This window comes from Methylobacterium sp. WL8, assembly GCF_008040045.1.
Taxonomy (GTDB): domain Bacteria; phylum Pseudomonadota; class Alphaproteobacteria; order Rhizobiales; family Beijerinckiaceae; genus Methylobacterium; species Methylobacterium cerastii.
Genome location: NZ_VRVF01000063.1, coordinates 1 through 14498, shown reverse-complemented (window position 1 = coordinate 14498; position 14498 = coordinate 1). Strand labels below are relative to the sequence as shown.

Here is a 14498-nt window from a genome sequence, read left to right as displayed (position 1 = left end):
GAAGGGATTCGCGCCGGGATCGGCTCCGGCGGCGATGGTCGAGCCTCGCGAAAGCCCCCCTAGCCTTCCTTCGCCGAGACCTTGCCGAGGGCGGCCTGCGCGGCGGCGAGGCGCGCGATCGGCACGCGGTAGGGCGAGCACGAGACGTAGTCGAGGCCGACCTCCTGGCAGAAGCCGATCGAGGCCGGGTCGCCGCCGTGCTCGCCGCAGATGCCGAGCTTGATGTCGGGGCGGACCGAGCGGCCGCGCTCGACGCCGATCCGCACCAGCTCGCCGACGCCTTCCTGGTCGATCGTCACGAACGGGTCGGCGGCGAGGATGCCCTTCTGCGTGTAGGGCCCGAGGAAGGTCGCCGCGTCGTCGCGGGAGATGCCGAGCGCCGTCTGCGTGAGGTCGTTGGTGCCGAAGGAGAAGAACTCCGCCGTCACCGCGATCTCGTTGGCCTTGAGCGCGGCGCGCGGCAGCTCGATCATGGTGCCGACCTGGTAGTCGATCGCCTTGCCGGCCTCCTCCGACACCGCCTTGGCGGTGGCGTCGATGCGGCCCTTCACGATGTCGAACTCGGCGCGCGAGAACACCAGCGGCACCATCACCTCGGGGGTGACCGGCGCCCCGGTCTCCTGCGCCGCCTGGATCGCGGCCTCGAAGATCGCGCGGGCCTGCATCTCCGCGATCTCGGGGAAGGCGATGGCGAGGCGGCATCCGCGGAAGCCGAGCATCGGGTTGAACTCGGAAAGCTCGCGCATCCGGTGGCGGATCTTGTCCTCCGCGATGCCGGTGGCGTCCATCACCTCCCGTACCTCGGCGTCCGAGTGCGGCAGGAACTCGTGCAGCGGCGGATCGAGCAGGCGGATCGTGACGGGCAGGCCCGACATGATCGTGAACAGCTCGACGAAGTCTTGGCGCTGGTAGGGCAGGATCTTGGCGAGCGCCGCGCGGCGGCCTTCCGCGTCGTCGGCCAGGATCATCTCGCGCACCGCGATGATGCGGTCGCCCTCGAAGAACATGTGCTCGGTCCGGCAAAGGCCGATCCCCTCCGCGCCGAAGTCGCGGGCGGTGCGGGCGTCGGTCGGGGTGTCGGCGTTGGCGCGCACCTTCATGGTGCGGTAGGCGTCGGCCCAGCCCATCAGGGTGGCGAAGTCGCCCGACAGCTCGGGCGCCAGCATCGTCACCTCGCCCTGGAGCACCTGCCCCGTCGAGCCGTCGATGGTGATGCGGTCGCCGGCCTTGAGGGTCACGCCGCCGACGGACAGGGTCTGCGCCTTGTAGTCGATCCGGATCGAGCCGACGCCCGAGACGCAAGGCTTGCCCATGCCGCGGGCGACGACCGCCGCATGGCTGGTCATGCCGCCGCGCGTCGTCAGGATGCCCTCGGAGGCGTGCATCCCGTGGATGTCCTCGGGGCTCGTCTCGATGCGCACGAGGATGCACTTGCGCTCGGCCTTGCGCAGGGTCTCGGCGTCCTCGGAGTTGAACACGATCTCGCCGGTGGCGGCGCCGGGCGAGGCCGGCAGCCCTTGCGCGATCACCTTGCGCTCGGCCTTCGGGTCGATCGTCGGGTGCAGGAGTTGGTCGAGGGCGCCGGGCTCGATCCGGCTGATCGCCTCCTCCTGCGTGATCAGGCCCTCGCCGGCCAGATCCACGGCGATGCGGAGCGCCGCCTTGGCGGTGCGCTTGCCGTTGCGGGTCTGGAGCATCCAGAGCTTCCCGCTCTCGATGGTGAACTCCATGTCCTGCATGTCGCGGTAGTGCTTTTCGAGGATCTCGTAGATCCGCGTCAGCTCGGCGTAGGATTCGGGCATCGCCCGCTCCATCGACGGCTTCTCGGACTTGGCCTCGAGCCTCGCCTTCTCGGTGATGTCCTGCGGCGTGCGGATGCCGGCGACGACGTCCTCGCCCTGCGCGTTGATCAGGAACTCGCCGTAGAGCGCGCGCTCGCCGGTGGACGGATTGCGGGTGAAAGCGACGCCGGTGGCCGAGGTGTCGCCCATGTTGCCGAACACCATGGCCTGGACGTTGACGGCGGTGCCCCAGCTCTCGGGGATGGCGTTGAGCTCGCGGTACTTCTTCGCCCGCGGGATCATCCACGAGTCGAACACCGCGCCGATGGCGCCCCAGAGCTGATCCTCGGCGCCTTGGGGAAATGCTGAGCCGTGCTCGTCGACGACGATCGTCTTGTACTTCTCGATCAGGTGCTTCCAGTCCTCGGCGCCGAGTTCGGTGTCGAGGTCGAAGCCCTTGCCCTCCTTGTAGTGCTCCAGCGCCTCCTCGAAGGCGTGGTGCTCAACGCCGAGCACCACGTTCGAGTACATGGTGATGAAGCGGCGGTAGGAATCGTAGGCGAAGCGTGGGTCGCCCGAGCTCTCGGCGAGCGCCGCGACGGTGGCGTCGTTCAGCCCGAGGTTGAGCACGGTGTCCATCATGCCCGGCATCGAGGCGCGGGCGCCCGAGCGCACGGAGACGAGAAGCGGGTTGGAGGCGTCGCCGAAGGTCTTGCCGGTGATCGCGCCGACCTGGTCCAGGGCGGTCGCGACCTGGGCCTTCAGCTCGGATGGATAGGTCTGCCCGTTCTCGTAGTAGGCGGTGCAGACCTCGGTGGTGATGGTGAAGCCCGGGGGCACCGGCAGGCCGAGATTGGACATCTCGGCGAGGTTCGCCCCCTTGCCGCCGAGCAGGTCGCGCATCTGCGATTTGCCCTCGGCCTTGCCGTCGCCGAAGGTGTAGACCCACTTCGCGGTGCCGCTCGTCATATCGATTCCGTCCGTCGTGCAAGAGGACCTGGTTGCCAGGGATCTTGCGTCAAAAGGGTCTCGCATCGAGGTGGTTTTCGGCCCTCGAGCTTATCGGTTCGGGTTGGACCATCCGGTGTTGCAACGCAAGATGAACGCCGCCGCCCAAGGTCTCCCGCCGCGTGACGCTCCGCGCCGGTTGTCAGCCGCGACCGGCTCCGCAGGGATCAGGATAGACCGCGGAACAGGCCGAGGCCAATCACCCCGACGGCGATGAGGTAGATCGCGACGATGTAGTTGAGAAGCCGCGGCGCGATCAGAATCAGGATCCCGGCCAGGATCGCGATGACCGGCTGCAGGTGCGAGATCGAGATGGTCATGGCAACGCCCTCCTGCGACCGAGCTTGGCCGCAGGAGGGCGACGCGTGCGGTGGCCGCAAGGTTCCCGCCGACGCGGCGCTCAGGCCCTCAGTGGCCAGGACGCCTCGACCGCGTAGTGGATCGGCTTGAAGGCGAAGTTGTTCGATTGCAGCGCCGAGCAGGCGGTGAGCCCGATCACGAGGTCCTGCATCGCCTCGAACACGATCCGGTCGCCGGCGCGGCTCAGGGGCGGCTCGACCTTCAGCGCGCCCGTGTGCCCGTCGACGGTGACGTTCATGAAGACGTTGAACGCCACCGGGATGCGGTCCGGCCCGATGCCGAAGGGTTCGAGGGCGGCCGCGAGGTTGCCGAAGCATCCGCGATGCGGCTCGGCGTCGCCGTAGATGATGCGGAAGGTGTCGGCCGAGCACGGCGTCAGGAGGAAGTCGTGCCGGCCGACCGTGTCCTCGACGATGCGCAGCATCACGTTCGAGCGGTTCGAGTAGAGCGGGTCGCCCGTCGTCAGGTAGATCCGGCTGGCGTAATCCAGCGTCCGGCCCGACGAGATCACCTCGTCGAGGTCGCCGCGGTTGAACGCCAGCAAGTCCGCGACCTGCTCGCCCTGCGGGTCGGTGACCACCAGGAACTGGCCCTTGTCGAGGGTGAAGGCCGTGCCCGAGCGCGGCGCGATGGTGTGGTGCCCGCAGGCCGAATGCGCCTCAGACATCGCCGCCGCCCTTCGTGCGCCCGCTGAACGGGCAGGCCCAGTCGGAATCGACCGCACGCCCGCTGTACTGGCGCGCCTCCGAGACCTCGCCGTGCCGGGACAGCATCGGGTTGAGCGAGCCGGCGAAGGCCGCGTCGCGCGCCAGGATGTTCTCGCGCAGCTTCTCGTAGCGGCCTTCCGCGCGGAGCCGCTCGAACTGGTCGTGGAGGTTGAAGACCAGGACCGGCGAACTGAAGCGCCGGGCCGGCCGGCTCGCCCCCGGATGCAGGCCGACGATGAAGAACGCCTCGCCGCCGAAGCTGAGCGAGAAGTGCGCGTCCTCCGGGTCGGCGGAGACGCGCCGGTCGTAGGCCTGGCCGAGGAAGCCGTCCTTGTCCGAGAGCGATTGCGCCCGCGCCCACAGGTTCTCCTCGAAGGCCTGCTCGGAGAGGTCGCCGGGCCCCTCGAACACGATGGCGAAGCTCTGGAACAGGTCGGGCTGGGCGCGGTAGCGGGCGATGAACGCCAGCAGCGCCGGATAGATGCGTGTGTCGTCCCAGCCGGAGGTGATGTCGCGGGCGACCACGATCTTCATCCGCCCCCGCGACAGGGCCGACTTGGCGCCGACGCAAGGGAAGGGCTGAGCCCGGATGAAGTCCCGGAACTGCGCCGCCAGCGGATGGTCGGCGTCGTCCCGCGGCATCCGGATCGGCGCCGGGTGCAGAGTGGACAGGTCGGTGGCGAGCGAAAACCCGCGGTTGTCCGCGTAGGAAAGCATGAGAACCCGCGTCTGCGATGAATTTTGCGGCACGGTTGCCGATGCCGGAGGCAGATCGCCGTCCGGATCGGGGGAACCGGCCTCAGCCGGTGCGGTTCCTGGTCCCGCGCAAGTCCGCCGCGATCGGTCGCACACGCCTGTGGACAGCGTCGGCGCGGGGCGACGTCCGCGCCCCGGCGATCCGATCGCTGGGGATCGGGGCGCGCGCTGGGCGCCTCAGCCCTCGGCTTCGGCCAGGATCTCGCGCTTGCCGGCATGGTTGGCACCGCCGACGATGCCCTCCTGCTCCATGCGCTCCATGATCGAGGCGGCGCGGTTGTAGCCGATCTGCAGGCGGCGCTGGATGTAGCTTGTGGACGCCTTCTTGTCGCGCAGCACGACCTGGACGGCCTGGTCGTAGAGGTCGCCGCCGGCCTCGCCGAACGAGCCCTGGTCGAACACCGCGCCGTCCACTTCCAGCGCGTCGCCGCCGCGGCCTGCGACCGGGGCCGAGCCCTTGGGAGCGTCCTCCGACCCGTCGTCGGCGGTGACCGCCTCGAGGTAGGCCGGCCGGCCCTGGCGCTTGAGGTGGGCGACCACGCTCTCGACTTCCGAGTCCGAGCAGAACGGCCCGTGCACGCGCGTCGTGCGACCGCCGCCGGCCATGAACAGCATGTCGCCCTGGCCCAAGAGCTGCTCGGCGCCCATCTCGCCGAGGATCGTGCGCGAGTCGATCTTGCTCGTCACCTGGAAGCTGATCCGCGTCGGGAAGTTCGCCTTGATCGTGCCGGTGATCACGTCCACCGACGGACGCTGCGTCGCCATGATCAGGTGGATGCCGGCCGCCCGCGCCATCTGCGCCAGACGCTGGATCGCACCCTCGATGTCCTTGCCGGCCACCATCATTAGGTCGGCCATCTCGTCGACCACGATCACGATGTAGGGCAACGGGGAGAGGTCCATCTCCTCGTTCTCGTAGACGGCCTCGCCGGTCTGCCGGTCGAACCCGGTCTGGACGGTGCGGGTCAGGACCTCGCCACGCTGGCGCGCCTCGTCGAGCCGGGCGTTGAACCCGTCGATGTTGCGCACGCCGACCTTGGACATCTTCTTGTAGCGCTCCTCCATCTCGCGCACGGCCCACTTGAGGGCGATGACCGCCTTCTTGGGGTCGGTGACGACGGGCGAGAGCAGGTGCGGGATGCCGTCGTAGACGGACAGCTCCAGCATCTTCGGGTCGACCATGATCAGGCGGCACTCCTCCGGCTTCATCCGGTAGAGCAGGCTGAGGATCATGGTGTTGATCGCCACCGACTTGCCCGAGCCGGTGGTGCCGGCCACCAGCAGGTGCGGCATGCGGGCGAGGTCGGCGATGATCGGCTCGCCGCCGATGTTCTTGCCGAGGCAAAGCGCGAGCTTGTGCTTGGTCTCGACGAAGTCGACCGAGGCCAGGAGCTCGCGCAGGTAAACCGTCTCGCGCCGCGCGTTCGGCAGCTCGATGCCGATGGCGTTGCGGCCGGGAACCACGGCGACGCGGGCCGAGACCGCCGACATCGAGCGGGCGATGTCGTCGGCGAGCGAAATCACCCGGGAGGACTTGGTGCCGGGGGCCGGCTCCAATTCGTAGAGAGTCACGACCGGGCCGGGGCGCACCGCGAGGATGTCGCCGCGTACGCCGAAATCGCCCAGCGTCGCCTCCAGAAGGGTCGCGTTCTGCTCCAGCGCGTCGGCCGAGACCAGGCTCGCCTGCGAGGGGCCGCGCGGCTCGGCCAGGAGATCGAGCGCCGGATGGCGGTAATCGTTCGGGTCGCTCATCGGCGCCGGGCGACGGGCTTGCGCCACCGGCGCGACCGGCGCGGAGACGCGGGAGGCCGCGACCTCTGCCGGGACGGCGGCGGGCGCATCCTCGCCCTCGAACTCCTCGTCGTCGTGGACGACGGGGATCGGACGCCGGGCCTGCGGCGCGCCAAGGGTCGTGTCATGAGGCGCGAATTCAGGTGAAGCTTGCTCCCCGCGCGGCTCGAAGACCGGCTCGCGGCGCGGCTCGGCCGCGCGGCCGCCGTTCGGCAGTTGGCTCGCCCAGGGTAGGTCCTCGTCGGAGAAGGCGCGCCGGGCGGCGAGCGCCGGCGAGGCGCCGGCGAAGCTCAGGCCGCCGACGCCCAAGCGCTGCGCCCGCCACATCTCCCAGCGCTCGGCCAAGGCCGCCCGGCCGCGCATCGCCGCCTGGAGGACGGTGCCGAAGCCGACGATGCCGAGCCCCGGCTCGTCGGATTCGTCGCGCTCGTCGTACCCGCGGTCCTGTCGGCGGTCCTGGCTCGCATCCGGATGGGTCCGGCGCGGGCGGTTGGCCTGCGCCGCGACGGGCGGCAGGTCCTCGTCCGCCTCCTCGAGGGCGGGGCCGACGCGGCAGGCGGCCGTGAGGCTGAGGATCGCGACGCCGGCGTAGACGAAGCCGACCAGCGCCGCGCCGGCCTGCGAGATCGCGCCGACGATGGTGCGTGCAGCCGACATCAGAGCGTCGCCCGCGACGCCCCCGAGTCCAGTCGGCAGCGGCCAGCGGGCGGTCGGCGGCAGGGCGCTGGCCACCGCGCTCGCGGCGCAGAAGCCGATGATCCAAAGCGCGATCCGCATCCCGCCGTTCGGCAGGTCGCGCTCGCGCATCAGGCGGATGCCCCACAGGGCCGGCGGCAGCACGAAGGCGAGCGCGCCGAGGCCGAGGATCTGCATCGCGAGATCCGAGACCACGGCGCCGGGCTGGCCGAGGACGTTGTGGGCGAGGTGGTCGGTGGCGTGGTTCAGGCTGGGGTCGTCGATCGACCACGTCGCCAGCGCGACGGTCAGCCCGATCGCACCCGTGAACAGGACGAGCCCGCCGAGTTCCGTCAGCCGCCGCGCCAGGAACGGGCGCAGCGTGTCGACGAAGGTGTCGTAGGGCGACGCGGGGCGGCGAAGCGAGCGCATGCGGGACCGGACGCGAAAGGAGACTCTGACCCCGAGGCTAGGCCCCTTCCGTTAACGCGCATTTAAGGTTGAAAAAGTCCTGACGCCTCCCTGCCGGCCTTCGCCGAGAGGCGGCACGTTCTCGGAACGCGCGGCGATCGGGCGCGACCCGTCCCCGCCGTCGCGATCCCGCGCGGGACGTCCGCGAGGGTGCAAAACGCGATTCGATATGGCAAACCGGGGCCATGCAGATCGACGGACGCCCCTACAGGACCATCTTCCCCGACCCGGACGGCGTCAGCGTCCAGGTCATCGACCAGACCCGCCTGCCCTTCGCCTTCGAGCTGCAGCGGCTGGCGAGCCTCGACGGCGCCGCACGCGCGATCCGCACCATGGTGGTGCGCGGCGCGCCGCTGATCGGCGTGACCGCGGCCTACGGCCTCGCCTTCGCCATGCGCGAGGACGCCTCGAACGCCGGCCTCGACCACGCCGTGGCGGCGCTCGCCGCCACCCGCCCGACGGCGATCAACCTGCGCTGGGCCCTCGACCGCGTCGCCGGCAACCTGCGCCAGGTGCAGGCGCCGGAGCGGTTCGCCCGCGCCTTCGCCGAGGCCGGCCGCATCGCCGAGGAGGACGTGGCCAGCTGCCGCGCCATCGGCAACCACGGCGTCGGCCTGATCGCCGAGATCGCGCAGCGGACCGGCCGGACCGTCAACGTCCTGACCCATTGCAACGCCGGATGGCTGGCCACCGTCGACTGGGGCACGGCGCTGGCGCCGATCTACGTCGCGCACGAAGCCGGCCTGCCGGTCCACGTGATCGTCGACGAGACCCGGCCGCGCAACCAGGGTGCCGCGCTCACCGCCTTCGAGCTCAACGGCCACGGGGTGCCGCACACCGTCGTCGCCGACAACGCGGGCGGCCACCTGATGCAGCACGGCCAGGTCGACCTCTGCATCGTCGGCTCGGACCGCACCACCGCGTCCGGCGACGTCTGCAACAAGATCGGTACCTACCTGAAGGCCCTCGCCGCCCACGACAACGGCATCCCGTTCTACGTGGCGCTGCCGTTCTCGACGATCGACTGGACCCTGCGAGACGGCGTCGCCGAGATCCCGATCGAGGAGCGCGACGCGCGCGAGGTCACCCACCTCACCGGCCGGCTGGCCGACGGCGGCTTCGCCACGGTCGAGGTGGTCTCGCCGGGCAGCCCCGTCGCCAACCCGGCCTTCGACGTCACCCCCGGCCGTCTCGTCACCGGCCTGATCACCGAGCGCGGCATCGCGCGGGCCGACACCGAGGGGCTGCTCGGCCTCTATCCCGAGCGGCGCCAGGCCGCCTGAGGGGAGGTTTTCGACGATCACCTCCGCGCCTCCCATTCTCGCCTGCCAGCGGCACCTGTTCGAGGTGCCGGCGGAGGTCGCCTACCTCGACGCCGCGGCCTGGTCGCCGCTTCCGCGCAGCGTGCGGGCGGCGGGCGAGGCCGGCATGCGGGTCAAGAGCCTGCCCTGGGCCCATCCGCGCTCCGAGGTGCCGCCCTGGACCGAGCGGGCGCGCCGCGCGGCCGCCGGCCTGATCGGCGCGTCGGCCGACGACGTCGCCGTCGTCGGATCGGTGGCCGACGCGATCGCCATCGCGGCTCGGGGGATCGTACCGGTCCCGGGCGGCCGCATCCTGCGGGTGGCCGAGGAGTTCCCGTCCCTCTGCTACGCCTTCGACCGCGTCGCCGCCGAGTCCGGCATGGTCGTCGAGGCGGTGCCGCGCCCGGCCGACGGCGACTGGACCGCGGCGCTCCTCGAAGCGGTCGCCCGCCCCGGCGCGCCGCCGCTCGCGGTCGCGACCCTGACGCCGCTGCACTGGGCCGACGGCACGGTCATCGACCTCGACCGCCTCGCCCCGGCCGTCCGCGCGGCCGGCGCCGCCCTGGTGGTGGATGCGACCCAGGCGGTCGGCGCCGTGCCCATCGACGTGGCGCGGTGGAAGCCCGACTTCCTGGCCTTCCCGACCTACAAGTGGGTGCTCGGCCCCTACAGCCTCGCCTTCCTCTATGCGGCGCCTCACCGCCAGGACGGGGCGCCGCTCGCGGAGAACGCCGGCAACCGCCCGCCGGCCGTGGGCGCGCGCCGCTACGACCGGGGCGAATGCCACGATCCGGTCGGCCTGCCGATGGCGGCCACGGGGCTGGAACTGGTCGCGGGCTGGGGTGTGCCGGCGATCGCGGGCCGGCTCCGGGCCTCGACCGACCGCCTCGCCGACGGTGTGGAGGCCCTGGGCCTCGCGGTTCCGCCGCGCGCATTGCGCTGCCCGCACATCCTGGGCCTCACGGTGCCGGGCGTCGACGCGGAGGGTCTCGTCGCGCAACTGCGAAATCGGAACGTCTTCGTCAGCGCCCGGCTCGGCCGCCTTCGGATCAGCCCGCACGTCTGGGTCGACGAGGCCGACCTGTCGCGGGTGCTGGCGGCGCTGGAGGCGGTGCTGCCCGGTCGCGGCGGCGGTTAGCTGACGCTCCGGGCAGCCCGAAGCGTCAGTGCCCGGCCGGCGTCGACCCGGCGGTGGCGAGGCTGCGGCGGCTCTCGGCCTGGCCGCTGACCTCGCCGAAATACTTGGTCGAGTCGCCGAGCTGCACCGAGGGCTGGCAGTACGGCGTGCAGGAATACGAGTTCCGCTCCTCGGCGCCGCGCTGGACGGTGATCACCGATGTTTGGGAGGCCTCGACCCGGATCGTCGTCTCGGCCAGCATCGCGCCGGCCGCGTCGAGGGCGATCAGGTTGGTCGCGCCGAAGCTCTTGCCGGTCAGCACCAGCACGCCGTTCTTCTGCAGCGTCACGTCGGCGATGATCGGGTTGCCGACGATCACCGTCTGCGTCCGCTCCGGCAGGCGCATGACCTTGGCGTTGTCGACCACCACCGTGACGACCGGCAGCGTCTCGGCCCGCAGCGCCGGGGCTGCTGTGACGAGCAGCGCGACGGCAAGGGCCGCGCTCGGCAGGCGCTTCGCCTTCGAGGCATGCAGGGTGAGGCGGGGCTGGGTCGGGCGCATCGGCTGTTCGAACTCATCCATACGCTGGGGTGCGGGGCCGAGGCGTCGCCGCCGCAGGCAGGTGCGGTGCTACGGAGCTGGCGACCCGCTCGTCACAAGAGACAACACGGATTTGGTGAAAGAAGCGCTAAAGCGGCCGGCACGGTTCTCGCCAAATCTTACGCTTTCTTCACCATGCCGAAGGTCTTGGCCTCGGTGACCGCTTTCGCGGACCGATTTAACCGAATGGCAAGGCAAGGCGGCCATTCTTCGTCTGCCGCCGATCGAAACAGCAGATCTTCGACGGTTCACCTCGCAAGTGTGTTCGACCAAGGATCACAACCATGAAGACCATGTTCAAGAAGTTCGCTTCCGACGAGTCCGGCGCCACCGCCATCGAATACGGCATGATCGCCGCCCTCATCGCCGTCGTGATCATCGGCACCCTGAAGGTCATCGGCACCAAGCTGAACGGCGCGTTCACCAACATCTCGACCCAGCTCGGCTGATCGGTCGGCTTCGGGCAACCGAAGACGGCAAAGTCGGCGGCAACGACCCGATCCCCCGGCTCCCCATGGGAGGCGGCCAGGGGATCGGGCGACGAAGGCGGCGGACCGCCGGTTCGTCGCGGAAGCGGAACGAGACATCGGGGTGCGATGCGTCCGGTCGCGGTCGCGCATGCCCTGCCCCCTCGCGGGCCAAAGCCGATCCCGCGGTGGCGGGATCGGCTTCGCGTCGTCGACCGCGAGGCCGGCGTCTTGCGCGACGCCCCGGCTCTCCCGGCCGTAATTTGCGCTTTCTTCATGCCCTCGCCCGACACTGGGGCTCGAACGCCACGTCGACGGCGGCAAGGATGATGGCAACGGTCATGGCGAGCGTGATGGCAAGCACCGGTCTGGCGGGCTTCGGGCTCCTGGTCGTCTTTCCGTTCTTCATGGCCTACGCCGCGGCGAGCGACCTCCTTACGATGCTGATCCCGAACCGCATCTCGCTGGCACTGATCGCCGGCTTCTGCGCGGTGGCCGCCACCGGCCTGTTCAGCCTGCCCGAGATCGGGATGCACCTCGCGGCCGGCGCACTCGTGCTCGCCGTCACCTTCACCCTGTTCGCGCTGGGCAAGATCGGCGGCGGCGACGCCAAGCTCGCGGCGGCGACCGCGCTTTGGATCGGGTTCGACCAGCTCCTCGACTACCTTCTGGTCGCCTCGATCTTCGGCGGGGCGCTGACCCTGGCGATCCTGCTCGCGCGCAGCCATCCCCTGCCTCGGACCGTCGCCCGCCTGCCCTTCGCGCTACACCTGCACGACGCCAAGACCGGCATCCCTTACGGCATCGCGCTGGCGGCCTCCGCCCTGGTGATCCTGCCAGAGACGCTGGTCTGGACGCGCGCCCTCGGCGGCTGACGTTCGGGCCGTCCGCAACAGGACATCGGCAAAAGCCGGGCGGTCATCGCTCCTTAACCCTAATTTGAGGACTTCGCCCCTACCGTCGGGAAACGGATGGCACTCCTGCCGTCCCCTGCTTTGGCCCGACGATGAAACCAGCGCGTCTTGCCGTCCTCGCCATCGCCCTCGTCGCGGGCGGTGGAGCGGCTTTCCTGATGAGCGGCGGCGACCCGCCGCCCCCGCCGACGGTCGTCAAGGTCGAGGCGCCCGCGGCGCCGACCACCGACGTCCTCGTCGCGGCCGCCGAGCTGCCGATGGGGCAGGTGCTGCAGCCGGCCGACCTGCGCTGGCAGAAATGGCCCGACGACGCGCTGACCCCGGGCTACATCACTCGCAAGGACGTGCCGAAGGCGCTGGAGGAGACGGCCGGCGCGACGACCCGCTCGGCCTTCCTGTCCGGCGAGCCGATCCGTCCGCAGAAGCTCGTGCGCCCCGACAGCGGCTTCATGGCCGCGATCCTGCCCGCCGGGATGCGCGCCGTGGCGATCGTCACCGACAGCCGCGGCACCAACTCGGCCGGCGGCTTCATCCTGCCCAACGACCGCGTCGACGTGATCCGCACCTTCCGGGACGAGGAAAACTCGAAGTCGACCGGCAGCGACGTCCAGGTCTCCCAGACCATACTGACCGACGTGCGCGTCCTCGCCGTCGGCCAGCTGATCCAGGAGAAGAACGGCACCAACGTCGTCACCGGCGAGACCGCCACCCTCGCCCTGACCCCCGGCCAGGCCGAGAAGATCACGCTGGCCCAGAAGGTCGGCTCCCTCTCGCTCGCCCTGCGCAGCCTCGCCGATTCCGGCCGTCCGCCGGAGGCCGAGGCCGCTCCCCAGGAGGCGGCCCTGACGGTGATGCGCTTCGGCGTCAGCCGGCAGCAGACCCGGTGAGCCCCAAGATGTCCGAACCGCACGACGAGGTGCAGCCGATGACGGAGTCCGGATCCATGGCCGCCGGCCCTCCCGCGGGCGCCCTCGCCCACCCACGCGCCCGCTCGCTCGCCGCCCTGCTCGCCCTGGTGGCCGCGGTAGGGACCGCGCCGGCCTCGGCGCAGGAGCGCGCCGTGCTCGGCCCCGCCCCGGTGCTGTCCGTGGGGCAGGCCGAGGCGACCACGACCCGCAAGATCGAGCTGACCGCGGGCCGCTCCGTGATCGTCGACCTGCCGCGCGACGCCAAGGAGGTGTTCGTCGCCAACCCCGCGGTCGCCAACGCCGTGGTGCGCTCGACCCGCAAGGTCTTCGTCATCGGCATGGCCGACGGTGCGACCTCGATCTTCATCCTCGACGCCGAGGGCCGCCAGATCGCGGCGCTCGACGTCACGGTGGCGCGCGACCTCAAGCTCGGGGCGCTGCGTCAGCTCCTCGGGCAGAGCATTCCCGGCGGCCGCTTCGACGTGCGCGTCACCGGCGATTCGATCCTGCTGTCGGGGTCGGTCGGCTCGTCGTCGGAGGCGCAGCAGGCGATCGACATCGCCAACGCCTTCGTCGGCTTCTCCGGGGGAGGCGGCGCGGGTGCCGCCGCGGGCGGCGCCGCCACGCGCGGCGCGGTGATCAACAACCTCACGATCCGCAACAAGGATCAGGTGATGCTGCGCGTCACCGTGGTCGAGGTCTCACGCACCGTGCTCAAGCAGTTCGGGATCAACGTCAGCGGCAGCTGGTCGGGCCTGAATCTCGTCAATACGGCACCATTGTCGCTCTCCGGTGGACAATTTCCCTCTCCAAATCTTTTTTCTGGTCTAATTGGTGCAGCTATTGATCCGAAAACAGGTTTGCGTCCAGGGCCAGGCATTGATGCGACTCTAAAAGCATTCGAACAAGCTGGTGTATCGCGCGTATTAGCCGAGCCAACGCTCACCGCCATCTCGGGTGAATCGGCGACCTTCACCGCTGGCGGCGAATTGCCGGTTCCGTCGAGCCAGAGTTGTTCGGCAGGGACCGTCGGTGCACAGCCCGTTTGTGTCGTCGGTATCACCTTTAAGCCCTACGGCGTCACGCTCAACTTCACCCCAGTTGTGATGGCCGAGAACCGCATTTCCGTCCGCGTCGGCACGTCAGTGAGCGAAATCGATCCGCAGAATTCCTTCAGCTTCGTCAGTGGAAACGCCACTACCGCCGTTCCCGGCCTGACAGTACGCAAGTCCGAGACGACTGTAGAATTAGCTTCCGGCGCCACGATGATGACGGCGGGCCTGATCCAGCAGAAGAACAAGGCATCGATTAGCGGCCTGCCTGGCCTGATCAACCTGCCGATCCTCGGCGCCCTGTTCCGCTCGCGCGACTACCAGCGGCAGGAGACCGAGCTGATGATCATGGTCACCCCCTACATCGCCAAGGCGATGGAGCCCCGCCAGGTGACGCGCCCCGACGACGCCTTCGTCGACGCCACCGACGGCCAGGCGATCCTGCTCGGGCAGATCAACCGCGTCTACGGCACCGTCGGCACCGCCCCCCTCGGGCGCGGCTACCGCGGCCGCGTCGGCTTCATCACCGACTGAGAACCCTTCGGACCCTTCGCGTCGCGGCGCCCGGCGCCGCGCGATCCCCCCAGCC

Annotated in this window: 12 protein-coding genes; 6 read left to right on the top strand and 6 right to left on the bottom strand. The window is 70.3% G+C overall.

From position 1 onward, the window contains the following. Positions 1-59 precede the first annotated feature (59 nt). The 5 genes from ppdK to FV234_RS19510 form a co-directional block, all read right to left on the bottom strand. Positions 60-2750, bottom strand: coding sequence for a pyruvate, phosphate dikinase (gene ppdK / locus FV234_RS19530; RefSeq protein WP_147831167.1), 2691 nt, complete (start codon positions 2748-2750; stop codon positions 60-62). Positions 2751-2956: 206 nt separating this feature from the next. Further along, positions 2957-3109 (bottom strand): DUF3096 domain-containing protein, encoded by a 153-nt coding sequence (locus FV234_RS19525; protein WP_147753445.1) that lies wholly within the window; start codon positions 3107-3109, stop codon positions 2957-2959. Between the two features lie 80 nt (positions 3110-3189). After that, on the bottom strand, positions 3190-3816 hold the full coding sequence (locus FV234_RS19520) for an urea carboxylase-associated family protein (protein ID WP_147753446.1): 627 nt from the start codon (positions 3814-3816) through the stop codon (positions 3190-3192). Continuing rightward, positions 3809-4504 (bottom strand): guanitoxin biosynthesis heme-dependent pre-guanitoxin N-hydroxylase GntA, encoded by a 696-nt coding sequence (gene gntA, locus FV234_RS19515; RefSeq protein ID WP_147753454.1) that lies wholly within the window; start codon positions 4502-4504, stop codon positions 3809-3811. The genes FV234_RS19520 and gntA overlap by 8 nt, the downstream gene beginning before the upstream one ends. 285 nt (positions 4505-4789) lie before the next feature. Then, complete coding sequence (locus FV234_RS19510; RefSeq protein ID WP_147831166.1) at positions 4790-7510, bottom strand: DNA translocase FtsK; 2721 nt, start codon at positions 7508-7510, stop codon at positions 4790-4792. Between the two features lie 224 nt (positions 7511-7734). Here FV234_RS19510 and mtnA point away from each other — a divergent pair, with 224 nt between their 5' ends. Further along, on the top strand, positions 7735-8832 hold the full coding sequence (gene mtnA, locus FV234_RS19505) for an S-methyl-5-thioribose-1-phosphate isomerase (protein WP_147831164.1): 1098 nt from the start codon (positions 7735-7737) through the stop codon (positions 8830-8832). 64 nt (positions 8833-8896) lie between these two features. Next, the gene (locus tag FV234_RS19500; RefSeq protein ID WP_246686236.1) at positions 8897-9988 is read left to right on the top strand and encodes an aminotransferase class V-fold PLP-dependent enzyme; all 1092 of its coding nucleotides are present in this window, start codon (positions 8897-8899) and stop codon (positions 9986-9988) included. A 25-nt stretch (positions 9989-10013) separates the two neighbouring features. On the opposite strand, the gene FV234_RS19495 is transcribed toward FV234_RS19500, so the two are convergent. After that, positions 10014-10529, bottom strand: a complete 516-nt coding sequence (locus tag FV234_RS19495; RefSeq protein WP_147831160.1) for a pilus assembly protein N-terminal domain-containing protein — start codon at positions 10527-10529, stop codon at positions 10014-10016. A gap of 323 nt (positions 10530-10852) precedes the next feature. Between FV234_RS19495 and FV234_RS19490 the strand changes: the two genes are divergently transcribed. The 4 genes from FV234_RS19490 (at position 10853) to FV234_RS19475 (ending at position 14443) form a co-directional block, all read left to right on the top strand. Continuing rightward, positions 10853-11017, top strand: a complete 165-nt coding sequence (locus tag FV234_RS19490; protein WP_147753451.1) for a Flp family type IVb pilin — start codon at positions 10853-10855, stop codon at positions 11015-11017. Positions 11018-11388: 371 nt separating this feature from the next. After that, a complete protein-coding gene (locus tag FV234_RS19485) occupies positions 11389-11910 on the top strand; it encodes a prepilin peptidase (protein WP_246686235.1) in 522 nt (173 codons plus the stop codon). 131 nt (positions 11911-12041) lie between these two features. Further along, positions 12042-12836, top strand: a complete 795-nt coding sequence (gene cpaB / locus FV234_RS19480) for a Flp pilus assembly protein CpaB (RefSeq protein WP_147831156.1) — start codon at positions 12042-12044, stop codon at positions 12834-12836. A gap of 56 nt (positions 12837-12892) precedes the next feature. Beyond that, entirely contained in the window at positions 12893-14443 is a 1551-nt protein-coding gene (locus FV234_RS19475) for a type II and III secretion system protein family protein (protein ID WP_147831154.1), read from the top strand. Positions 14444-14498: the final 55 nt, after the last annotated feature.

Bases quoted from the DNA above. Each gene is read 5' to 3' on its own strand.
- ppdK (WP_147831167.1), bottom strand. From the start codon at position 2,750: ATGACGAGCGGCACCGCGAAGTGGGTCTACACCTTCGGCGACGGCAAG.
- FV234_RS19525 (WP_147753445.1), bottom strand. From the start codon at position 3,109: ATGACCATCTCGATCTCGCACCTGCAGCCGGTCATCGCGATCCTGGCC.
- FV234_RS19520 (WP_147753446.1), bottom strand. From the start codon at position 3,816: ATGTCTGAGGCGCATTCGGCCTGCGGGCACCACACCATCGCGCCGCGC.
- FV234_RS19510 (WP_147831166.1), bottom strand. From the start codon at position 7,510: ATGCGCTCGCTTCGCCGCCCCGCGTCGCCCTACGACACCTTCGTCGAC.
- mtnA (WP_147831164.1), top strand. From the start codon at position 7,735: ATGCAGATCGACGGACGCCCCTACAGGACCATCTTCCCCGACCCGGAC.
- FV234_RS19495 (WP_147831160.1), bottom strand. From the start codon at position 10,529: ATGCGCCCGACCCAGCCCCGCCTCACCCTGCATGCCTCGAAGGCGAAG.
- FV234_RS19490 (WP_147753451.1), top strand. From the start codon at position 10,853: ATGAAGACCATGTTCAAGAAGTTCGCTTCCGACGAGTCCGGCGCCACC.
- FV234_RS19485 (WP_246686235.1), top strand. From the start codon at position 11,389: ATGGCAAGCACCGGTCTGGCGGGCTTCGGGCTCCTGGTCGTCTTTCCG.
- cpaB (WP_147831156.1), top strand. From the start codon at position 12,042: ATGAAACCAGCGCGTCTTGCCGTCCTCGCCATCGCCCTCGTCGCGGGC.
- FV234_RS19475 (WP_147831154.1), top strand. From the start codon at position 12,893: ATGGCCGCCGGCCCTCCCGCGGGCGCCCTCGCCCACCCACGCGCCCGC.